The sequence below is a fragment of the Tamlana carrageenivorans genome (assembly GCF_002893765.1).
GTDB classification, from domain to species: Bacteria; Bacteroidota; Bacteroidia; order Flavobacteriales; family Flavobacteriaceae; genus Pseudotamlana; species Pseudotamlana carrageenivorans.
In genome coordinates, this window is record NZ_CP025938.1 from 997,941 (window position 1) to 1,022,553 (window position 24,613).

At 36.9% G+C, this 24,613-nt stretch carries 14 protein-coding genes and 1 tRNA gene; 7 read left to right on the forward strand and 8 right to left on the reverse strand.

Translation table 11 applies throughout. From position 1 onward, the window contains the following. Positions 1–75: 75 nt before the first annotated feature. From C1A40_RS04610 to C1A40_RS04620, 3 genes are all read left to right on the forward strand, one after another. The gene (locus C1A40_RS04610) at positions 76–4,248 is read left to right on the forward strand and encodes a hybrid sensor histidine kinase/response regulator transcription factor (RefSeq protein WP_102994871.1); all 4,173 of its coding nucleotides are present in this window, start codon (positions 76–78) and stop codon (positions 4,246–4,248) included. 308 nt (positions 4,249–4,556) lie between these two features. Beyond that, the gene (locus tag C1A40_RS04615; protein ID WP_102994872.1) at positions 4,557–7,583 is read left to right on the forward strand and encodes a SusC/RagA family TonB-linked outer membrane protein; all 3,027 of its coding nucleotides are present in this window, start codon (positions 4,557–4,559) and stop codon (positions 7,581–7,583) included. Positions 7,584–7,603: 20 nt separating this feature from the next. After that, the gene (locus C1A40_RS04620) at positions 7,604–9,142 is read left to right on the forward strand and encodes a RagB/SusD family nutrient uptake outer membrane protein (protein ID WP_102994873.1); all 1,539 of its coding nucleotides are present in this window, start codon (positions 7,604–7,606) and stop codon (positions 9,140–9,142) included. 690 nt (positions 9,143–9,832) lie between these two features. Here the strand turns inward: C1A40_RS04620 and C1A40_RS04625 are convergent. The 5 genes from C1A40_RS04625 to C1A40_RS04645 form a co-directional block, all read right to left on the reverse strand. Next, a complete protein-coding gene (locus C1A40_RS04625) occupies positions 9,833–12,079 on the reverse strand; it encodes a glycoside hydrolase family 3 N-terminal domain-containing protein (RefSeq protein WP_102994874.1) in 2,247 nt (748 codons plus the stop codon). Positions 12,080–12,090: 11 nt separating this feature from the next. Then, positions 12,091–12,987, reverse strand: coding sequence for an SMP-30/gluconolactonase/LRE family protein (locus C1A40_RS04630; RefSeq protein ID WP_241910483.1), 897 nt, complete (start codon positions 12,985–12,987; stop codon positions 12,091–12,093). An 80-nt stretch (positions 12,988–13,067) separates the two neighbouring features. Further along, a complete protein-coding gene (locus tag C1A40_RS04635; RefSeq protein ID WP_102994876.1) occupies positions 13,068–15,281 on the reverse strand; it encodes a beta-glucosidase in 2,214 nt (737 codons plus the stop codon). A gap of 523 nt (positions 15,282–15,804) precedes the next feature. Then, complete coding sequence (locus C1A40_RS04640; protein WP_102994877.1) at positions 15,805–16,425, reverse strand: hypothetical protein; 621 nt, start codon at positions 16,423–16,425, stop codon at positions 15,805–15,807. A 97-nt stretch (positions 16,426–16,522) separates the two neighbouring features. Beyond that, positions 16,523–16,602, reverse strand: a tRNA-Leu gene (locus tag C1A40_RS04645). A gap of 145 nt (positions 16,603–16,747) precedes the next feature. Between C1A40_RS04645 and C1A40_RS04650 the strand changes: the two genes are divergently transcribed. The 4 genes from C1A40_RS04650 (at position 16,748) to C1A40_RS04665 (ending at position 20,491) form a co-directional block, all read left to right on the forward strand. Then, positions 16,748–17,689: a ribose-phosphate pyrophosphokinase gene (locus C1A40_RS04650; protein ID WP_067145000.1), complete on the forward strand. Its 942-nt coding sequence runs from the start codon at positions 16,748–16,750 to the stop codon at positions 17,687–17,689. 65 nt (positions 17,690–17,754) lie between these two features. Then, entirely contained in the window at positions 17,755–18,378 is a 624-nt protein-coding gene (locus C1A40_RS04655) for a 50S ribosomal protein L25/general stress protein Ctc (protein ID WP_102994878.1), read from the forward strand. Between the two features lie 74 nt (positions 18,379–18,452). Beyond that, the gene (pth, locus tag C1A40_RS04660; protein ID WP_422395601.1) at positions 18,453–19,079 is read left to right on the forward strand and encodes an aminoacyl-tRNA hydrolase; all 627 of its coding nucleotides are present in this window, start codon (positions 18,453–18,455) and stop codon (positions 19,077–19,079) included. A gap of 218 nt (positions 19,080–19,297) precedes the next feature. Further along, entirely contained in the window at positions 19,298–20,491 is a 1,194-nt protein-coding gene (locus C1A40_RS04665) for an IS256 family transposase (RefSeq protein ID WP_102994202.1), read from the forward strand. A gap of 173 nt (positions 20,492–20,664) precedes the next feature. On the opposite strand, the gene C1A40_RS04670 is transcribed toward C1A40_RS04665, so the two are convergent. From C1A40_RS04670 to C1A40_RS04680, 3 genes are read right to left on the reverse strand one after another with little or no spacing between them, the layout of a single operon-like run. Next, on the reverse strand, positions 20,665–20,967 hold the full coding sequence (locus C1A40_RS04670; RefSeq protein WP_102994879.1) for an HNH endonuclease: 303 nt from the start codon (positions 20,965–20,967) through the stop codon (positions 20,665–20,667). Positions 20,968–20,974: 7 nt separating this feature from the next. After that, positions 20,975–21,856 (reverse strand): restriction endonuclease, encoded by an 882-nt coding sequence (locus C1A40_RS04675; protein ID WP_102994880.1) that lies wholly within the window; start codon positions 21,854–21,856, stop codon positions 20,975–20,977. A 17-nt stretch (positions 21,857–21,873) separates the two neighbouring features. After that, positions 21,874–24,570, reverse strand: a complete 2,697-nt coding sequence (locus tag C1A40_RS04680) for a zinc-dependent metalloprotease (RefSeq protein WP_102994881.1) — start codon at positions 24,568–24,570, stop codon at positions 21,874–21,876. Positions 24,571–24,613 lie beyond the last annotated feature (43 nt).

Here is a 24,613-nt window from a genome sequence, read left to right on the forward strand (position 1 = left end):
ACTTTAATTTCAGTGCTCAATTTTCTTAAAAATTATCTTTATCTTTAAATACAGATCCAACTAACCACTTTACTTATGAAAAAAACTATATGTTTACCCCTACTTTTAATATGGGTTTTTTACTTCAGTTCTTGGGGACAGAACCTCCAAAAAGAATATGACTTTGTAAGTATCAAGGAAGGCATTCCTAAAGTTGGCATTCCAGATATCGTACAAGACCACAAAGGCTTCATTTGGATTGCTACGACTGCCACTGGCCTGTACAAGTTTGATGGTATTAATTACACCTCCTATAAACATGTTTTAAACGACTCGACCTCCTTAAGTAGTAGTCGTGTAGACTGCACCTTTATTGATAGTAAACAAAGACTTTGGGTTGGCACCGAAAACGGCTTAGACTTATACAACTGTGCCTTAGATCAATTTCAGCGCTTGGTTCTTGATGCTAGCAATCCAAACAACGATAAAATTACAACCATTACCGAAGACGCCTCAAATAATTTATATATAGGCACCTATGGTAATGGCATTTACAAACTGAACATTAACACCTTTAAAGTTGAAAAAGTAGCAAATTCGACCTTTCACGACCAATCGCACCGCATAAACATCAACTGCATGGAACATGTGGGCAACAACAAATTATACGTGGCTACAAATTATGGTTTAAAAGAAATTGATGTTGCTGAAAACAAACTGGTACACGCTAATTTTTACACGAAAGACAAAACCAGCTTTGAAACCGAAATTGCTACCCTTATGGTAGATCGAAACAACCAACTCTGGATTGGTACACAAGCCAACCAAGGGGTATATAAATGCACCCTGAATAAAAATCAAAACTACAGCATTATTAATGTTAAACAAATACCGCTAACAACAAAAAAAATAATCACTCTAGCCCAATTACCCGATGACACCATGATGGTTGGCACCGAAAACGATGGTCTTTTTCATTTAGATCAAAACGATGCTATAGTTAAAAATTACATTTATAGTAAAGAGGATGAAAACAGCTTATTACACAATTCCATTTGGAAATTATATGTAGACAACGATGGTCGCATTTGGATGGGATACTTTAATAGCGGTGTAGCCATTAGCGACGCTTTATACGATAAGTTTGAAGATATTAAAAGTTCTCCAAACAAAGACAATTCTCTTAAAATCACCTCTATTATGGCTATTATAAAAGATGAAAACGAAAATCTTTGGATGGCTACCGACGGCGGAGGTATTGATGTATTAAACACTAAAACTAATAAAATTACACATATAAACACCGAGGACCAAAGTGTGTATTCTGGATTAGCCTCTAACCATATCATGTCTTTGTTTAAAGATTCTAAAGGAAACATTTGGGCCGGTAGTTGGGATCATGGTTTGTTTTTTTTAAAAAAAGGAAGCCGAAAATTTATTTGCTACACGACCGAGAATGCCAAAGAATTACAATCCAACACCATTAGAAGTATTACCGAAGATGCTGAAGGGGTTATTTGGGTAGGCACTTCCTTTCAGGGCCTTCATGCCTTCAATCCGCAAACACAAGATTTCACACATTTCAATTCGGAAGCTTTTGTAAGGCATCGACTAAACACTACCGACGTTTCAAAAGTACTTATAGACACCAACGATAATTTATGGCTTGGCTCTGTAGACGGGCTTTTTAAAATTGAAAAAGATGGCATGCATATCAATAAAATATATGCTTTTTCAGATAAAATAAACAAAACATTCAACAGTTCGGCCAACACCAATTACATACTAAGCATTTACGAAGATTCTAAAGCTAATATCTGGGTGGGTACACGAGGTACAGGTCTTTATAAATACGACCCATCCAATAAGCAATTTGAATGGTTTAATAAATCAAATGGTTTAGACGAAGATAACGTTGCTGCCATAATCGAAGATGCCGACAACAACATATGGGTTAGCGGTAATTCGGGCTTAACAAAAATAACATTAAACCCCTTAGCGTATACCAATTATTCCATTAACGATGGTTTACTTTCTAACGATTTTAATTCTGGTGCCGTTTTAAAAGACAGCCAGGGTGTGCTCTACTTTGGCAATTTAAAAGGTCTCGATTATTTTCATCCCAACAATTTAAAAACCAATGCTAAGGTTCCTATTTTGCATTTAACCGATTTAAAATTGTTTAATGAAAAGGTAACCCCTAACCAAGAAGACTCGCCATTAAATAAAACCATTTCTGAAACACAAAGCATTACCCTAAACAGCAACCAATCGGTATTCACTATTGAATACACTGGTATAAACTTTACTAGACCCGAAAAAAACAACTATGCCTATTATTTAGAAGGATATGAAGATTCCTGGAATTATGTAGGACAAAAACGCAGTGCCACCTATACCAATCTGGATCAGGGCAACTATACTTTTAAATTAAAAGCATCAAACAATGATGGCGTTTGGACCGAAACCCCTTTAGAACTAAGCATAGAAATTCTACCACCATGGTGGAAATCTAACTGGGCCATTATCCTATACATCATCCTGTTCTTAATTAGCCTCTATTACCTCAACCACCTTACCCAGAGCAGAATAAAAGAAAAAGAGCTTATTAGAAATGAACGCATGCAGCGCATACAACAAGAGGAACTAAATCAGAATAAAATTCAGTTTTTCACCAATATCTCCCACGAGTTTCGTACGCCACTAACTTTAATCATGAATCCTCTAAAAGATCTCATTCACGACACGAAGTTAGACCTACCACACCATGTAAAAAACAAACATGCCATTATTAATAAAAATGCCGATCGCTTATACCGCCTTATTAATGAACTCATGGACTTTAGAAAACTGGAAATGCATAAACTTCATGTAAAAGCGAGAGCAATAAACCTTCTTGATTTCACAAAAAATATCGTAAGCTATTTTAAAGAAGAAGCTAACAATAAAAACATTTTATTAAGTGTCGATTCCGACAACCCCAATGCAACCGTTTGGGCCGATGTAAAAATGTTAGAAAAAATCATATTCAACTTACTATCCAACGCTATAAAAATTACTCCTGAAGGTGGCGCTATAAACATTGACTTATTAGCCACCGAGCAATTATACCATTTGCCTTTGGCCAATAAAGATGAAGACGTGCAAGCCGTAGAAATCATTATTTCAGATACAGGACCTGGACTAAACCCCGAAGAGGCCGATAAAATCTTTGAACGGTTTTATCAGGTGGAAAACCAAAGTAAAACCTATTTTGGAGGTACAGGCATTGGCCTTGAAGTTGTACAGAGTTTTGTAAAATTACACAAAGGCAATATTGAAGTAAGCAGTAAAGTTGGTGTAGGCACCACCTTTAAAATACTACTACCCACAGGTTATAATCACTTCGAAGAAAATCAAATTGTTTTTGATGATGCCTCCGAATTTCTTAACGATGATGACTTCTCCTATGTACCAACAGTAACCTTAGAAGAAGAAACCGAAGAACATTTAGAAGTCGTGGCTTCTCAAAAACACACCTTATTAATTATTGAAGACAACCAAGAACTTAGAACTTATTTAAAACTTGAGTTAAGCAAGTTGTATAAAGTGCTCGTTGCTAATAATGGTGTCGACGGATTAAAAATTGCTAAAGAAACCTTTCCAGATGTGGTGCTTACCGATGTGGTGATGCCCGAAATGGACGGTATGGAGTTTTGTAAACATTTAAAAAAGGATTTAAGTACCAGTCACATTCCCGTGTTAATGCTTACCGCTAAGGCAAAAGTAGAAGACCGTATTGAAGGTATAGAAACCGGAGCCGATGCTTATTTAGTAAAACCTTTCAATATACGCTTACTTAAACTAAGACTGGCTCAGCTTATTACCAGCAGACAACTTATTTTCAATAAATACTTTAGTGTGATTAGCGAAGTCCCACAGGATGTAAACAGCACCCCTTTAGATAAAGAATTTATTGAAAACGTATTAAACCACATTAACAAAAATATTGGCGACCCGAACCTGAACGTAGAATCCTTAGCCACCCAACTCAATTTAAGTAGAAGTCAGTTTTACCGTAAAATTAAAGCGCTTACTAATCAAACAGCTAGTGAGTTTTTAAGAAACATTAGACTGCAAAAAGCCAAACAAATTTTAGAAATGGGAGAAACCAATATTAGCAAAGTTTGTTACGCTACCGGTTTTTCATCCCATTCCTATTTTACCAAATGCTTTAAAAATTACTTTGGCTTTTTACCTACGGAAGTTAAGACTAAAACAGCTTCGTGAAAAATTATTAAGAAGTTAAACATAGCCCTTAACACACTGCTAGTAAAATTGTTGCACCATTTGATTCAAATGTCGCAAACCCCCATTACGAAGGGCTTTTGCTACAAAATTTCTAATACATGCTTTAAAGGTTACATATTTTATTTAATAATTTTTTAACATTTGAGATATGTTTAAAACCAATAGATACAAAAAAATAGGAGAAGTGCTTTTAATACTATGCATTATTGCATTGCTTCTTTTCATCATTGTCTATGTGTTTTAAAACAAAACAAGTATAGTAATAACTTAAAAACTAGCTAAACTTTATGAAAAACAGATTACTTAAAAAATTGATACTTCCAGCCTTTTTATTTCTTGGCAGTATCATTTATGCACAATCAGTTTCAGGAACCGTTTCCGACAAAACAGGACTTCCTATACCAGGAGTGAATGTTGTCGTTGAAGGAACATCCATTGGAACTGTAACAGATTTTGACGGAAATTATGAATTAAACACCACTGCAGGAAGTACTCTAGTATTTTCCTTCGTGGGTTATCAATCACAAAAAATTAAATTTACGGGACAACCCACAATAAACGTCACCTTGGCCGAGGATACTTCGGTACTAGATGAAGTTGTAGTTGTTGGTTATGGTACAAAGAAAAAGAGCTTGGTTACAGGCGCCATTTCTAGTATAGACAGTGAGCGTATTGGCTCCTCTTCTAACCAAAGAGTCGAGCAAGTTATTCAAGGTCGTACCTCTGGTGTAACGGTATCTTCATCTTCAGGAGCACCCGGTTCTGGTGCGAAAATTAGAATTCGTGGCGCTGGTTCCAGTGGTAATTCTGAGCCCCTTTATATTGTTGATGGCATGAAAACCTCATCGATAGAAGATATCGCCCCCTCAGACATCGCGAATATTGAAATTTTAAAAGATGCGGCTTCCTCCTCTATTTACGGTACCGAAGGTGCTAACGGGGTTATTATTATAAACACAAAAAGTGGGCGTGCTGGCGATTTTAGAGTGTCGTTTAACAGCCAAACAGGTGTCCAGTTTGTAAATACAGGCATGGAATTAATGGATGCTTCACAATTTGTAAACTATATGAACGAAGCGGGAATTGGAACGGTTTCCGATAACGGCTATAATACCAATTGGATTGATGAAACCTTCTCTACGGCTATGCTACAACGTTACGATTTTAATATCTCTGGTGGTAGTGAGAAATTCATGTATTATGCTTCGGCCTCTCACTTAGATCAAGATGGGGTGGTTGGAAGATCAAACTCCAACTTTAAAAGAACCACTTTTCGTACCAATTTAAAAAGCAAATTGGGTAAGGTTGTTGAAATCGGACTTAACGCAACTTATTCCCTAACCGATAGAAATGGGATTCAAGAAAATAGCGACACTAGAGGGGTTATTCAAAACATGTTAATCATCGATCCATTAACCCCAGTAACCTATCCAGATGGACAGGTACCACAATCGGTTATCGACAATGCCAACAATAATGGCGTGCCTTTATTAACCGATGGCGCCGGAAACGTTTACGGCTACCCAGCGTTTTCAACAGGGGAAGTTATCAATCCGGTTGCCTATGCTAATGAAATTGATAAAACCAATTATGACGGCGAACAACTTTTAGCTTCCATTTACTTAAAATTAAATTTAGCTGAAGGCTTATCGGTAACGTCAAGATTTGGTATCGACCAAGAAGACACCGAAACTACAACCCGCGTCATTCCCTATTATGTATCTTCAGAAGCTGCAAACACCACCTATACCGGTTCACGCGAAAAAGTAGAGCGCACCAGGTGGTTATGGGAAAACTTCCTAACCTATGAAAAATCTTTTGGGTCTCATAACCTCAAATTAATGGCAGGATACTCTGCCGAAGATCAAGAAGTTTTAACCCCAACAAAAAATAGTGGTTCGATAGCTATTGCAGATTTTACAGAATGGGATTATAATTTACCAGGTTTTAACACACAACAAGATATTGTAGATCCATACTATGATAACATGGTGTCTATTTACAGCAGATTCTCTTACGATTATGCCGACAAATACCTCTTTGAAGCCTCTGTAAGGTCGGATAAATCAGATAAATTCCCAACAGACAACAAAACAGGGGTTTTCCCATCTTTCTCTGCCGGTTGGATCATTTCTAACGAAAACTTCTGGAATACCCAGGCAGGTTTCAACTATCTTAAATTTAGAGCAAGTTGGGGCCAAAATGGTAGCCGAACGAACTTAAAAGGTAATTCAGATAAAACCTATATTACCAACATCGTTAACGGACTTCCTATTATATATGAAGGCAATCAAGGTGCAGAAATCACCGGATATGCTAATCCGAATTTAGTATGGGAAACCTCCGAACAATTTGATGTTGGTATCGACTTTAGAGCTTTAAATAGTAAACTTTCTTTCACGGCCGACTACTACAAAAAAACCACCAGAGATGCGATTGTAGAAGATGGATCGTTAATTACACCAGGATCTGCAGGGTTTCTATCCAATGAATTTAATGCAGGAACCATTGAGAATTCTGGTTTTGAATTTGAACTTGGTTTTAACGACACCACCAAAGGTGGATTTAGCTACAGTATAAATGCGAACCTATCGACCCTTAAAAATGAAGTGACAGAAATTTTATTCGTACCAGATGGCGCCTCACTTGTAGGAGCTGGAGCCCCTCAAAACGCAGATGGCATTACCCGTTTTACTGAAGGCTTACCGTCGTGGTATTTCTACGGATATGAAACAGCAGGGATTGATTCGGCAACGGGTGAGGTTATTAAAGTGGACAAAAATAATGATGGAAACATTACCGATTCAGATAAAACCATGATTGGTTCACCGCATCCAGATTTGCTTTACGGTGGAAACATCAACTTAGCGTACAAAGCTTTCGATTTCAATTTACAATTTCAAGGTACTGCAGGTAACGATATCGTATCGGTATATCACCAACCGTCTAGACCAATCACTAATAAACCCGTGCATTTTTACGAAAACAGATGGCAACAACCTGGTGATAACGCCAGTTATCCTGGAGCCGCTAATGTTATCGATTCATATGATTCTGATTTAGTGGTAGAAGATGGGTCGTATATGCGAATCAAACAAATTCAACTGGGCTACACCCTTCCTGAGGCCTTTTTAAGTCAGTTGAAAATTAAACACCTGAGACTATATATCTCATTAGACGATTATTTCACCTTTACAGATTATAGTGGTTTAGATCCAGAAATTGGAAACTTCAATTACGATTCTATAGGTGTAGATAGAGGTTTTTATCCAACTGCTGCCAAAGCACTTTTCGGATTATCGCTAAACTTTTAATACTAAAAAATTAACATTTTATGAAAAAAACAATTATAACTCTTATAGCAGTAATCTGTATTGGAATGATCTCATGTAGCGATGATTTTACAACCAATCCGAGATTAAATGTAGAAGACCTCGACACCTATTTTCTTGAAGAAGAGAATGTAGAAACAGCTATTATAGGTATTTACGATTTAATGCAACACAACTACAGCAAGGACTGGAGTAGCGCATTTTTTGTAAAATTACTACCTGGCGACGATTCTAACGCTGCAGGAGGAAACTCTGGTGACCAGCAGCAATTACAGGATATTGATGACTATTCCGACGTATCATCGTCTAACGCATCCATTACCAGTATTTGGGATCTATATTACCGTACCATTGCACTGTCTAATCTGGTTATTGAAAACATTAAAGACAGTAGCTTAAGTAATAAAGATAAAGCCTTAGCCGAAGCAAAATTCATGAGAGCTTGGTGCTATTTCGAATTAACTACCATGTTTGGTGATGTGCCTTTACGATTAACTATTCCTTCGGAAGCCGATGAATTTGGGATTCCAAAATCATCACGCCAAGAAATTTATACACAAATAGAATCCGATTTAAACGATGCCATAGCCTCGCTTCCAGACAAATCGGCTACCGAAAATTTCAGAGTTTCAAAAGGAACAGCACAAGCCTTAATGGGCAAGGTTTTAGTTTTCCAAGAAAAATATACCGAGGCTATTCCGTTCTTCAGCAGTGTTATTTCTAATCCTGCACACGACTTAGAACCTAACCCAGAAGATGTTTGGAGCATAGACCACGAGTTTGGTATCGAGTCCTTATTTGAATTAGGATTTATATCGACTTCACAAAGAGACTGGGGTAATTTTAACTGGGGCGGAAGAAACGAAAGTAATATACACATCCAATTGATGGGCCCTCGTGGTGACGGCATTTTTGATCTCACGGGCACCGAATTAATTAATGGTTGGGGCTTTAACCTGCCAACAGCCAAACTAGCCGATGCTTTTGAGAAAGCTGGAGACACTAAAAGAAAAGCAGCTTCACTCATGACAGAAGCCGAACTTATTGCTGCTGGTGGTGGAGTAAACGCTGATGCCGCTACAGGAGGTAAAATTTGGGATTATGAAGGGGCCATTAGAATTAAATACGCCACTAAAGCAGAAGATACTAGCCCAGACGGTGTTAGAGAATTAAATTACAGCACCAACTATAGATTATTGCGCTACGCGGAAGTCTTATTACTAACAGCAGAAGCCTATCAAAAACTTGGGCAAGATGCTGCAGCTAGAACAGAGTTAAACAAAGTAAGAAATAGAGCTGGATTAGGCGATATCGACCCTTCTGTATCAGGAGATGCATTGTTTGATGCGATTGTTAACGAAAAATACCTAGAACTCGCTTTTGAAGGTCAACGCTTTTGGGATTTGGTGCGTTGGGATTTAGCCGCAACAGAATTAGCAGGAACAGGATATTCTTCGAAAAACGACTTATTCCCCATTCCGATTACAGAAATAGATAAAAATTCAGAATTAGATGAAAGTGACCAAAACCCGGGTTACTAATATAAAAACATAATTAATTGGTTTAGTTTGTTTGTTAAATAAGGCAGCTGGAATACTTTCCTTGCTGCCTTATTTTTTTACCCTTCACTTTGCTTATTACACGTTAAAATTCTTTTGCATAAAAGCCTTAATAAATTTTTAAGTGATATTTGGATTTGAAATGACTCTATATTAAGCCCTCTTTTTCACCCATCAATAAGAAACATCTGCATCAAATAAAGGACGCTTGATTAAGCAAAAGAAAGCTAATTATTCAGCAGAAATCCCCCTTTTAATCCGTAATATTTTGGTCTCTGGAAGCCGTTGAAGAAAACAACCAAACAACCACAGGTAAAAGCACAACCAACAAGAGAATCGATCTAAAACCAATCTTCAAGACGATTTAATCGACAAAAATTCAGTACATCAATCATTTTAACCAACATGTTTTAAACCAAAAAAATCTACCACCTAAAAACCCTAAGCAAAATCACGCGCCTACTAACTATGTATTTATAAAGAAGAAAGTACTTCCAGCATAACGCCTTAAACCATAATAGACCACGCATCATGTAATACGAAATGAAAGCAAAATAATGCCTTTCTCCTCGAACTAAAAGACAAAAAAAAATTAAGGCAGGTTTAACCCCACCTTAATCTCATAAACTAAAAAAAACAAATAAACTTACCCTTTTTTTGAGTAAAATATAACTACTCCTTTAAATAGAATGCTGTTTTAAGCCCAGAAGCTGCATTTTCACCAATCCACACATTAAAACGCCCTGCTTCGGCAGCTTTAACCATCTTATGATTTACGAACTCTAGGTCTTTAGAACTTATTGAAAAACGAACCTCTTTAGATTCACCAGGTTTTAAATACACATGTTCAAAGCGTTTCAACTCTCTAACAGGTCTTGTAATACTCCCAACCACATCTTGAATATATAATTGCACCAATTCGGTACTTGCCCTTTTCCCAACATTGGTGATTCTTGCTTTGATGGTGATTTTTTCATTAAAGTCAATGGTATCCTTAGAAATTGACAAGTCTTCATAACGAAATTTGGAATACCCCAGACCATAACCAAAAGGATACTGTGGCGTAAAGCCAACATCTAAATAATGTGAATCATTACCCAGCGAGCTTTGCCACGCGTGAATAGGGATAGAATCCATTTCAATAAATTCTTCGGCTGTTGCAGGCCTTCCTGTGTTTTTATGATTGTAAAAGTACGGTAGTTGTCCAGCGGTTTTAGGCCAGGACACTGGCAAACGTCCTTGAGGTTCGGCAACTCCATAAATCATATCATAAAGCGCTTCGCCCCCCATAGTTCCGGGGTGCCATGCCATTAAAATCGCATCAGTTTTATACATAATATTAGACACTGAAATGGGTCTTCCTGCCATAATCACTAAAACAATAGGCTTATTAAGTTTTGCTAATTCGTGGATTAAAGCCTCTTGAGCGCCAGGCAGATTGATGTAAGCACGGCTATGAGCTTCCCCACTAAGAATAGCCTCCTCACCCCCAAAAAACAAAATCACATCGGAAGCTTTTGCGGCCTGAATCGCTTCCTTAAACCCCTTATCTGATCGATCTCTACTGTGCGTAAAACCCGCTGCAAAATTGACATTTACCTTGGCGGATTTAAAAGCATTTACCGGTGTGATGGTGTGTTCCTTTTCGCCATCAAAAGTCCAAGTACCTAATTGCTCATGTGGCGCATGGGCTAGAGGGCCAATTAAAGCGACTTTCGTATTTTTATCTAAAGGTAAAACGCCATCATTTTTTAATAAAACCGAGCTTTTTATAGCTGCCTTTTTAGCCTCTTCCATATGCGCTTCGGCATAATAATTTCCTGTATGCGACTTATCACGATACGGCTTTTCAAACAAACCCAATCGGTATTTAATACGAAGAATGTTTTTCACGAAGGTATTTAGTTCTGCTTCAGAAAATTTACCTTCCTTAATAAGTTGCTTCAAATTATCAGCATAACAGGTGCTATTCATCTCCATGTCCATCCCCGCATTGGCAGAAAGTTCTGCGGCGTGCTTTTTATCTCTTGCAAAGCCGTGAGCGATCATTTCTTCAGTAGAATCCCAATCACTCACCACAAAACCATCAAACTTTAATTCGTCACGAAGCACCTCTTTTAGTAAAAAGGCATTTCCTGAGGCCGGTATCCCGTTAATCTCATTAAAGGACGACATTACCGTTGCCGCTCCAGCATCGATAGCGGCTTCAAAAGGTGGTAAATACACGTTACGCAGCAAAGGTTCACTAAGATTTACGGTGTTGTAATCTCTACCACCAATGGCTGCTCCATAAGCAATATAGTGCTTAGCACAAGCCGCAATACTTGTAGGACTACTTAAATCATCACCTTGAAAACCTTCCACATAAGCTTTTCCTAAAAGACTCGCTAAGTACGGGTCTTCCCCTGGTGATTCTGCAATACGTCCCCAACGACTATCTCTGGCAATATCTAACATAGGAGCAAAAGTCCAACGTATACCCATAGCCGAGGCTTCAAAAGCCGCAATTTCGGAAGATTTTTTAGCCACTTCGGTATCCCAAGAGGCCGCAATACCTAAAGGAATAGGAAAAACAGTTTTAAAACCATGAATCACATCGCGACTAAAAATTAATGGAATTTTATTCGGACTCTCTTCTACGGCAATACGTTGTAGCTCATCAACATAATCTAAATTAGAGATATTTAAAAACGCTCCAATTTCCCCGTTTCTAACGGCTCTTTTTAGGTCTTCAGGTAAGGCTTTTGTCATACTCGAAGTACCTCTTAAATTGGTTTGTCCAATTTTTTCTTCTAAGGTCATTTTAGCCAACAAGTCGTTTACAAAGCGATCTTCATCGTTGCTATTATTCGACGTTTTGTTGGTATAAGAAAACAAAAAGACACTTAGTATGCATAAAAGAAAAACTATCTTTTTCATAAGTTTTGAGATTAGTGATTAGTGGGTTTATTAAAAAAATTAGCGCGCACGCCTTTTACTCCAGGAACCACCGAAAACAAGGAACCTGCGTGCGGATATTTTTGTATTTCCTCGGCAGTCATATCTACCGAAGCGGTTGTGATATATAGCACATCTAAGTTTTCACCTCCAAAAGCGCAGGAAGTGACATTATGAGCGGGCACTTCTATTTTTTGAATTGCTTTTCCTGTTTTAGGATTGAAGCGTATCACGCCATTACCATTCCACATTCCCACCCAAAGCATGTCTTCTTCATCGATGGTCATCCCATCGGGAAAACCAAAATCTACCGGAATTTCAACAACAACACGTTCGTTAGAAATCGCTTCGGTAGCATCGTCGTAATCATAAGCTTTAATTTGTGAAGTTGGCGTATCAATGTAATACATGGTTTTCTTGTTTGAAGTCCAAACAATACCATTAGAAATGGTTCTATTAGTCAATTTTTTATCAAGTTCGCCACGACCATCTATACAATATAAATTAGCCTTTCCAGTCTCTTGATTTAAGTGCATAGACCCCACCCAAAAGCGTCCGGAAGGATCACATTTCCCGTCGTTTAATCGGCTACCTATTAATTCATTTTCCATGTTAACAAACCTATTAGTGGTACCGGAATTTAAATTCAAACTGTAGACCCCGTCTTCTAGCGCTACTAAAACTTCTTTTTCAGATACTGGAACGACGGTTCCTATACGTGATTTGGTTTTAAAAACTGTATTCGTTTTCGTTTTTGGGTTGTAAATGTTCAAGGTCTTGTTTTCGATATCCACCCAATACAATTCTTGGGTTTTGTAATTCCAAAGCGCCCCTTCACCCAATTGCGCATGGATGTTATATACCAAATCCGCTTTAAGGTTAATATCCAAATCCTTATTTTTTTCTGTATTACAACCAAAAACACAAAAACAAACCAACAAATACACGAGCGGCTTCAGAATGTTTAGCATTACTTCACAGTGATTTTTAAAGTTTCCGAAATATCATTAGAAGCGTTCCCAACATAAACTTGGTAATCACCAGTTTCAATTTCCCAATCGGATTGCTCTTCATTATAAAAAGCTAGTTTTTCAACAGGAATTTCTATAGTTACCGATTTGTTTTCACCTTTATCGAGGAACACCTTAGTAAAACCTTTCAATTCTTTTAAAGCGCGGTCTACTTTCGAATCCGCTTTACCAACATACACTTGTACCACTTCGGCACCAGCCAAATCTCCTGTATTGTTAACTGCTGCATTTATTTTAATAAGATCGTTTTTCGTGTAATTTTCCTTATCGGAAGATATATTTTCTAAAGTAAAATTGGTGTACGACAAGCCAAAACCAAAGGCGTAAAGCGGCTCGATATTTTTCGTGTCATGCCATCGGTACCCTACTAAAATATCTTCTTTGTAATGCTGAGTCATATCTACACCAGGATATGAGGTTTCTCCAAAGGCATGTGCCGCATTATCCTCCAATTGCTTCGGAAAAGAAAACGGCAATTTCCCGGATGGGTTGACATCACCACTTACCACGTCAGCAATGGCATGGCCCGCCATACTCCCCAAATACCAAGACTCTATCAAACCCTTCACTTGGCCTAACCAAGGCATGGCCACGGCATTTCCTGTTAACAGGATAAATCCAAGATTTTCATTCACATGACTGAGATCATTAATTAGGGCTTCTTGCCCAAAAGGCAAACCGTATTGTTGTCGGTCGTCCCCTTCACTATCTTGTAAATGGCTTTTATTTAGTCCGCCCACAAACAACACCACATCGGCCGTTTTTGCTATTTTGATGGCTTCCGCTTTAAGCGAATCTTGATTTAATTTTGGTGGATGAACCACATCATATTCAGAAACACCCGTTTCGTAACCCATCGAATGAAGCACTTTAGCTTTTTTGAACCGTGCTTTTAGCCCCTCCAAGGGTGAAATTTCAAATTGCGGTTTCAGCTCCGAAGATCCTCCACCAGCAGTCATGGAGCGTGTGGCATTTTCACCAATAACAGCTATGGTAAGTCCTGCTTTATCTTCTATAGGAAAGAAATTATTTTGGTTTTTAAGTAACACAATCCCTTCGGTTGCCACTTTACGAGCCACTTCGTGATGTTCCGGAGTGTTTAAACTTCCTAGAGGGCGATCATCTTTCATATTGGTTCTAAACCGTAATCTTAAAACACGTTTTACTTTATCGTTTAAAACCGCTTCAGATATTTCACCACTTTTTAGTTTCTCTAAAAAAGGATTGGCCAGATAATAATGCTGATAATGATTTTCAGTTGTGGTTCCCAAACCATCGGTGCCCGTTCCCATCTCAATATCCAGACCATTGTTTGCGGCTTCTAGTGTGCTGTGTGCAGAACTCCAATCGCTAATAACCACCCCATCAAATCCCCAATCGCGTTTCAATATTTTGTTGGTTAGCAATTCGTGATGCGTAGTGTATTGTCCTCTAAATTTATTGTAGGCACCCATTATGGCCCAAGAGTTCCCCTCTTGAACGGCCGCTTTAAAAGCGGGTAAATAGATTTCATAAAGCGCTCTGTCGCTCACTTCTACATTCACGACATCGCGCCAATGTTCTTGGTTATTTAAAGCAAAATGCTTCACACAGGCGGCCACGCCATTTTTTTGCACCCCTTGAATATATGGTACCACCATGGTCGATGCTAAAAAGGGATCTTCACCCAAATATTCAAAGTTCCTTCCGTTAAACGGCGTTCGGTAAATGTTTACTCCCGGACCTAATAAGACATCTTTTTTGCGGTATCTGGCTTCTTCTCCTAAATTGAAACCAAATTCACCTGCCAAATCAGGGTTAAAAGTCGCTGCCAAACAAGTTAATGCAGGAAAAGCGGTGATGGAATCGTTTGTCCAACCGGCATAGTCCCAGGAATCCCAACTAATTTCGGCACGAACACCATGCGGACCATCAGACATCCAGATTTCTGGAATCCCTAATCGGGCGACACCTTTAGTACTGAATTTCGATTGCGCATGACATAAATCGACCTTCTCTTCTAAGGTTAACAGTGGTAAAATACTATCGATTTTAGCTTCTATGTCTTGATTAGCGTTTGTTGTAGGACTCTCTTCTTTCTCTTTTGTGTTATTACAGGAAGCTAGGAGCAGCACAATTCCTAATATCAAGAGGCATGGAAATTTCTTTTTCATAAAATAGTTAAACTTTTTAAGCCAAAATGCAGAACGCAATTTTTGAGTTGGTTTGAGAAAATAAAACTATCTAGAAATAGAAAATATCTTTAAAACAAATACAGCACCTTGTAAAACATTTGTTGCAAATGCCAGTTTTACTAGACTAGGAAAGGCTTTCGCTAAGTGTGAATAACAATTATGTGGAGAAAATCTGTTGCATGCCCCAAATTTGCAGCATGAATTTATTGAAGTTTGGAAGGGATTATAAGGTTGATTTTTTTGTGATTCAGATTTAATTCCAAAAAATTAAGAAGCCGATCAACTCAATAATTAAAATGTAAAATCCAAAGTTGAATGCATTAAAAGCAAAAAAAAGAGGCTGAATTAAAAGTTGAAACAATCCTCATACTCTGCTCGGCACAGAACCTCATAACATTGAAGTTCCATGGTTATGAGGATCTGAAATAAATTCAGATTGACGTAAATCGACTTTTAATGCAACCTCTTTATACATTAATTAAACTGAGGTAGGCTTTTGTATCTATTCCACTGTTAGAGTTAACGCCTCATAGGAATCAGCCTCAATACCAATCAGGCCGTGTTTAACTTCACCAGACTTAATAACGGTTCCGTATAAATTGTAATCTAACATTTGGGTTTTAAACTTTTTATTAGCGTTTCCAGCAGCAATCATGTTACCACCAGCAATTCCAGGACCTAAAATAAGACCTATAGGGAAAGAATTGGTTGTTTCTTGTCCGCCATAACCATTGGTCTCATACGTATAAAGATTTATTGGCGATAACAATAAATACCATAAATAAGAAGCAGGGCTTTGCTTGAGTGTTTTATAAACTTTATCGTTATCTAAAACGTAAAGTTCTTGTCCGTTAACATAGCCTAACTTAACATCTCTACCGAAAATAATATCTTCATTGGAGTTGTTGGTTATTCTAACGGCAACAAGTTTTACACCTCTTTTTACTTCTTTTTTAGCATATTTTTTATCCAGTAAATCATATTTATACTCTAAAATAATGTCTGATTGCTCATTTTTAGAAATATAGTTAAGGGATTTTAACTGAATGTCCTTGTATCCCGAAGCACAATTGGTTAGCATGGATACAACAAAAACCATGAAGGTCATTTTAATAATTCTCATTATGGTAAGTTAAATTGGTTAATCTTATTGATGCGCTATACCAAATAGTAAGGCACAAAAAAAACCGTAACAACAAAGGCTATTACGGTTAAAATTGTACTCAAGGCGGGAATCGAACCCGCACTCCGAAGAATCGGATTTTGAATCCGACGTGTCTACCAATTCCACCACTTGAGCAAATGGACTGCAAAAATATATATTTTTTCCATAATTAATCATAAAAATACCGTTCAATATGCTTTTTAGGTAAAAATAAATCCATAAATTTGCACCTCGTTAAAAAACAGGTAGCGTTTAAACACTCTAAAACAACAAGTTAACTATGCCAATTGTAATCACAGAAGCAAAAATTTTTGCATGTACCCAAAGTAAAGCTTTAGGAGAAAACATTGCTAAAGCCTTTGGAGCAGAATTAGGAAATGTTATAACGTCTACTTATAGCGATGGTGAGTTTCAACCGTCATACGAAGAGTCTATTCGTGGCACAAGGATTTTCATTATTGGTTCTACCAATCCTGGTGCCGAAAACTTAATGGAAATGTTATTAATGATTGACGCTGCAAAACGCGCATCGGCAAGACACATTACCGCTGTTTTACCTTATTTCGGTTGGGCAAGACAGGATAGAAAAGACAAACCTCGTGTTCCAATTGCAGCTAAATTAGTGGCTAAAATGTTGGAAGCTGCAGGAGCTACACGTATTATTACCATGGATTTACACGCCGATCAAATTCAAGGGTTCTTCGAAAAACCGGTAGACCACTTATTTGCATCGACTATTTTTTTACCATACTTACAAGAATTAAATTTACCAAACCTAACTATTGCTTCTCCAGATATGGGAGGCTCTAAACGTGCTTATGCATACTCTAAAGCTTTATCGAGCGATGTGGTTATTTGCTACAAGCAACGTGCTAAAGCTAATGTGATTTCTCACATGGAGCTTATTGGTGATGTTACTGGTAAAAATGTTGTTTTAGTAGATGATATGGTAGATACCGCTGGAACTTTAACTAAAGCAGCCGATTTAATGATGGAGCGTGGTGCATTAAGCGTTAGAGCTATTTGTACGCACCCTATTTTATCGGGTCCAGCTTACGATAATATTAACAACTCAAAATTAGAAGAATTAATAGTAACCGATTCTATTCCTGTAAAGCCTTTAAGCGACAAGATTAGAGTTTTAAGCTGTGCTAATTTATTTGCTCAGGTTATGGAAAAGGTTCACAACAACCAATCTATCAGTTCAAATTTTGTAATGTAAAGGTTCTATCACCACAAAGAGACCAGAACCCCAAAAAAGAATTTTTTAATTAATATATATAACAAATGAAATCAATTACAATCGACGGATCTCAAAGAGAAAGCGTAGGCAAAAAAGCAACAAAAGCCTTACGTAATGCTGGTCAGGTTCCTTGCGTATTATACGGAGGAGATAAACCAGTGCATTTCTCTGCACCAGAATTAGCTTTCTCTAAACTTGTATACACGCCTAATGCGCATACAGTTGTGATTAATTTAGACAACGGTGAAACTTTAAACGCTGTTTTACAAGACATTCAATTTCACCCTGTAACAGACAGAATTTTACACATCGATTTCTACCAATTATTTGAAGATAAAGAAATCGCGCTTAACATTCCTGTACAATTAGTAGGTAACTCTAGAGGTGTTAAAAACGGTGGTGTTTTAAGAAGAAACAACCGTAAATTACGTATTAAAGCACTTCCTGCTAACTTACCAGATTTTATCGAAATCGATATTACACCACTTAAAATTGGTGATAAAGTATCTGTAAGTGATCTATTAAACGATGATTACACATTCTTACATACTAACAACACTGTAGTTTGTCAAGTTAGAACATCTAGAACTGCTGTTGCAGATGTTGATGATGAGAATGAAGATGTTGAAGAAGGTGCTGAAGCAGCTGCTGAAGCAACTCAAGAATAAATTTTATTCTATAACTTATTTAAAAGCATTCTGATACATCAGGATGCTTTTTTTATTTTTACATAAAAACGTTTATGTGGCCGTTTTTAAAATACTTTATTAAGAATAACACCCTTATAGAAGAAACAGATCCCATGAAAAAATTTTTAATCGTTGGTTTAGGAAACATAGGTGATAAATACGAAAATACACGCCATAATATTGGCTTTAAAATTTTAGATTTCTTTGCTGATAAAGAAGCTTTAACTTTTGAAACTCAAAAACTAGGCGATATCTGCACGTATAAGCTAAAAGGAAGAACCTTTATTTTTCTGAAACCTAATACCTACATGAATTTAAGCGGAAAAGCCATTTTATACTGGCTCACAAAAGAAAAAATTCCCTTAGAAAACCTTTTAGTGATTACAGACGATTTAAACCTACCCTTTGGTAGCATTCGTGTAAAAACTAAGGGCAGTGATGGTGGACACAACGGATTAAAAGATACTCAGGACAAGTTAAACACCACAAAATACAACCGCTTCCGATTTGGTATAAGCGATACTTTTTCTAAAGGGAGTCAAGTTGATTATGTTCTTGGCGAATGGACACCTGAAGAAAGTAACCAATTGAAAGAACGTTTAGAAAAGTCTGTAGAACTTATTAAATCTTTCGGATTAGCAGGTATTAATAATACTATGAATAGTTTTAACGGGAAATAAACCTTTAAAAGGTATTATTTCAATTTAGGAGGGTTGTCAATCGCCTCTCTTACAACAGGGGCTACTGACAGCTTAATGATTCCTTTGTTTTTACAGTAATTGGTATTCAACCAATCTTCCAATAGGGACTGTAAACTATTTTGTGTTTTTGCTGTTAGTTAGTTTAAAAATGATTTTGAAATTCATAGGCAAAAAATTTACTTTTAAATTTTTATTTTATGAACTCAGACTTAGAAAAACAATTAGACGCCTTGATCGGCAAAATCAGCAACAAGGAGGACTTTGACCAGGTCAAGGAACAGTTGCTTAAACGTGGTATTGAATCACTTTTAAAAGCAGAAATGACTGCCCACTTAGGGTTTCAAAAAGGAGGTTCTGTAATTGAGAACAACCAGCGCAATGGTTTCTCAGAGAAAACTATCAAGACTCATAACGGCGAACAACGCATCAAAATCCCCAGAGATCGTCAAGCGAGCTTTGAGCCTGTTATTGTCCCCAAACATCAATCGATTAGTCAAGAATTAGAAGATTGTATTCAACTGCTTTACGCCAAAGGTATGAGCAATAGCGATATTATTGATTTTATTGAAAGTACCTATGGAGTGCAGTATTCCACATCACAGGTATCCATTATCACCAATCAATTATTGGAAGACATCAAACAATGGCAGAATAGACCTTTAGAAGACGTATATCCCATTGTCTGGATAGATGCTATTCATTATAAAATACGTCAAGAAGGCAAGGTAATATCTAAAGCCTGTATGATAGTTTTAGGGGTGAATACCGAAGGGCAACAAGATATTTTGAGCATGAGTATTGTGGAGACAGAAAAGGCAGCTGCTTGGATGTCCATTTTAGACGATCTGCGCTCTAGAGGCGTAAAAGATATCTTCTTTCTGTGTTCGGATAACCTCTCTGGATTAGATAAAGCTGTAGAAGCTATTTTTCCAGGTAGTATACGTCAAATATGTATCGTACATCAAATTAGAAACTCTTTAAAATATGTGAGCTATAAGGACCGTAAATCAATAATGGTCGATATTAAAGCTATTTATCAAGCCGATAATGAGAAATTCGCTTTAGAGGCTTTCGAAGTCTTTAAACAAAATTGGGAAGATAAATACCTCTCTGCCGTACAGTCTTGGGAAAACAATTGGGATAATTTGACCGCGTTTTTAAACTACCCAAAAGAGATTAGAAAACTTATATATACTACCAATATCATTGAGAGTTTTAATGCCAGTTTAAGAAAATATACACGCAACAAAAAAGTCTTTCCTCATGATGATGCAGCACTGAAATCCATATATTTAGCAGCTCAAAGCATCAGCAAAAAATGGAAGAAAACACGATTTAAATGGGGCCAAATTTACAATCAATTGTATATTTGTTTTCCAAACAGGTTATAATCTATATTATTTTAACCTATGAATTTTGAAATTATTTTTCAAAAACACAAAATTTTGGATAAACTCAAGAAAACACGATTTAAATGGGGCCAAATTTACAATCAATTGTATATTTGTTTTCCAAACAGGTTATAATCTATATTATTTTAACCTATGAATTTTGAAATTATTTTTCAAAAACACAAAATTTTGGATAAACTCACTGACAGCTTAATGATTCCTTTGTTTTTACAGTAATTGGTATTCAACCAATCTTCCAATAATTTTGCGCCCTTACTAGCATTACATGATACACAACAGAGAGCGATATTATTAGCTTGATTTATTCTAATATCATTTACAATATGTTCCCACGATTGTTTTGTTTTTCTAGAAGTATCATTTTTAGTAAAAGCTACTCCACAGTAAACACAGGATTTATCTCTCAATAAAACCAGTTCTTCAACATCTTTAGGAATCCCCCATTTATTAGCCATATCTCAGTTATTCACTATCAAAAAAATCATTATCAAGCTCTTTGACTTCGTAAATTATTTTGATCTGAACACCAACTCCATACTGATGCATCAAATCAACCAATTTCGAACCATCAATTAATATTATTGTATGATGAGCATCATTTGCTTTCTTTACAGCTCCTTTATCAAAAGTTGAAGTTGTAACAAATACTCCCTTTTGAGTATCTCCACTCATAGCTCCAATAAAATTTCTTATATCTTTTTCCCGAACTTTATTTTCTCCGTATCTTTTTGCTTGAATATATATCTTATCCAGACCTAGTTTATCTTCATTAATTATCCCATCAATTCCTCCGTCTCCAGTTTTAGCTGTCTCGACAAAATCACCATACCCCATTTTTTTTAACAGAATTAGTATAACCTTTTCAAAATAAAAAGGATCTATGGTTTTTAACTTTTCGAGAAGTTCATCTTTAACCTGTACATCAATTGAGTTAAACCCTTCGTCAATTAAATCTTGAGGCGAAGCATTTGAAGTCTTTATTGGTGTTAAATTTTCTTTTGGATTTTCTTCACTATAAAATTCTAAAAAATTATCCGAACTTTCAACCTGTTTTAGTGTAAGAGTATTAGAATTATGCTTTTTACCTTTATCGGTGATTTTCACAAATCCTCTTTTAGGGAATTCAATATAACCTCCTTTTTTTAAATAGGATTTCCCCCAGGCAATTCTGTTAATAATTAACAGTTCGCCGCTTTTGGTTTTTTTATCTAATTTTTCTTTTGAAAGCTTAGAAAAAAATTTATCAATAACTTTCTGATACAATTCTCTAGTCTGTAATGTTTCTTCGTTCTCTAAAATCTTTAAAATAGGAATGAAAGTCTCGTGAAATTTTGGTATCTCCATAGATCTAAATATTAAAACTACCTAACAACAAGCTTTTTGGTGAAGTTTTTTTCCGAATTTGAAACGGTTAGAAAATACATACCCGATTTTAACTGGTTTAAATCTAATTCATGTTCTAAATTGGCTAATCCTATTAAAGTTTCTTTATACACCACACGGTTATTAATATCTAACACACGAATCTCAATAGGGTTTTGAGAAGGGTTGTACATTTTTAAAATAAAATCGCCATAACTCGGATTAGGAAACACAACTAAATTCTCATTTTTATTAGGGTTTTCTGGGCTATCCAAGGCGGTTTCTGTGGTATCGCAAACCTCAATAAACCACGAATTTAAAGTGCCTCCATCGCCAGCTTCAAAATCACCCAAATAAATCGTCCAATCGCCCGTAATATTTTTACCATCAAATTGCGATAACAATTCATTTGGCGGTTTAAAGGATAAACCTGCTCCCGAATTGAAACAGTTATAAGGTTCGGCTTCATCATCATATACTCCTAACATATTTACCTCATCACTACAATCTTCGTGGTTTTTAAGCATCACTTCTGTTCCGCTAGGACTCACCACTACAAACTCCAAATCACCAATATAGTCGTGGGAAATATTAATACCAATATTCACATCAGAAATGGTTTTAGAGGCCCCAATATTTATGGTATGACTTTCGGTAAAGGCTTTGCCATTATCGGTAATATTTATCCCTAAATTAGTCCCCGAAGCATATTGGGTACACGTTGTTTCCACTTTGTAATTTATAGTAAAATCATGCGTGTTAATGCTAAAAAAGTGATGGTTTGTAGGCACAATCATGAGCCTACAATACGGTGCTGGGGTATCGGGAACCACCAAGGTGTGCGCCCCGTTATTGGGTACATTGGAAGCCAAAACTTGATTATAAGTCATCCCCCCATCGATAGATAATAAAATATTAACCTGCGACGCACCACTCATGTTATTGGTATTATTCACGCGCCATGTTATGGTTTCGGTAGTACCAGAGGTCCATGAAACCCCTTCAGAATTCTGCGACGTAACTTCAAAAGGCCCATAATTAGCGTCAAAAGTGACGCGCATATCATCATGACTATTACTGGCGCCACCAACCCTTTGATCTCTAACGGTTAATCTAAAATCGGCTGAGCGGGCTACAGTAGGCACTTTTTCCCATTGGGTACTATTAAAACCAAATCTTAAATCGGAAAGATTAGGAAAATAACGCGTTGATACCTCACTTGGCAAATACGATCGGAAGAGAATACTATTAGAATTGGAAGACCTAGGGTCTGGATAGGTGGTCGCTGCATTATTTTCATTAAATTGCTCCCAACAATAACTGAGTATATCTCCATCGCCATCACTAGCTTTAGCTCTAAGCATAAAAGGCGTTCCAATAGGAAGGGTTAAATCCTCGCCTGCATCAACAAGTGGTGTGCTATTTCCAGTATCAGTTTCCATAGCGCAAGTGGTAGATTTTACAAACTTCATAACCTGTTGAATAGAAATCGCATGAAAATAAGGATCGCTATTACGCTGTAAATTGTAGGACCCCGTAATACCAGCATAACTCATAATGGTAGAACCTCCGCCAGGCTCCATTTGCGAATCATAGCCCTCATTCCCATTGTGGGACCAGGTGTGGGTCGCGCCAAATTGATGCCCTACCTCGTGAGCAACATAATTAATAGCGAAATTAACACCACTCGGATTCGAACTGGTGGAAAAGCCTGCGCCCTTGTGGTTTTTTGCAGCATAGGATCCGCCGTTATTACACACACAACCCAAACATCCAGCATCACCAGTACCGTTGCCATTGGTATCATTTATCCCTCCTAAAAGGTGTCCGATATCATAATTTGCTTCTTGAATAACAGCATCCAAAGTATTTGCTAATTGCTGATTATAACGCCCTAAAGCGGTGTAAGGATCGGTATTCGGATTTAAGAAAACAATCGCATCATTACCTGCAATTAACTCCAGGGTGACATTGAAATCATTTTCAAAAACCGCATTAATATGTGTTAACGTACTATTTATTTCTGCGTTTACCGATGCCATAGTACCACCATTGGCTTGAGCGTATTCACCAGTTACAGAAATGGCGATTCTATATTTACGGTGTACCCCATCGTTAGCATCTTTTTGAGTTACTAATTTTGAAACTTTAGCCAAATCGCGCTCCAAATTATCACAGTTTAAAAAAACATTTTCAGTAATATTAGACTTTGAAGTCACTAATATTTCATCAGGATTGTTTTTTACTGGCTGATAAACAAGGGTTTTTTCATAACCAAAAACCACGGCTGAAAGTCCGTTATACGGCGACAAACTAAATCGCATACGTACATTGGGGTGCTCTAAACTTTGAGCAACAAAGGATTTAATTTCTGGATATTTGGCTTGTAATTCGGGATGTAAAACTGAAGCTTCCTGAACTTGAAAACGCTCAAAACCGCCATTTTTACCAGGAAAGCTTAAAATAACCCCTGTCGATTTTGATACACCCGAAACTTTAGATGTTTCCGCTAAGGTTTCTGTTAGGGCTTTATAATCGAATTGATAGTACGCCCCTTTTCCTTGGTGTTTTGATAAACTACCCTTATGTAACGATTTACTATCAGCAACTTTAACAAAAAAATTAGTTTGAGCTACTGCCGAAAATGCACACAAAAGTATTGCGGTTGTTAAAACATAATGTAGTTTTGTTCTCATAAACAATTTTTGGAACTATATAATAATCTCAAATATAGCAAAA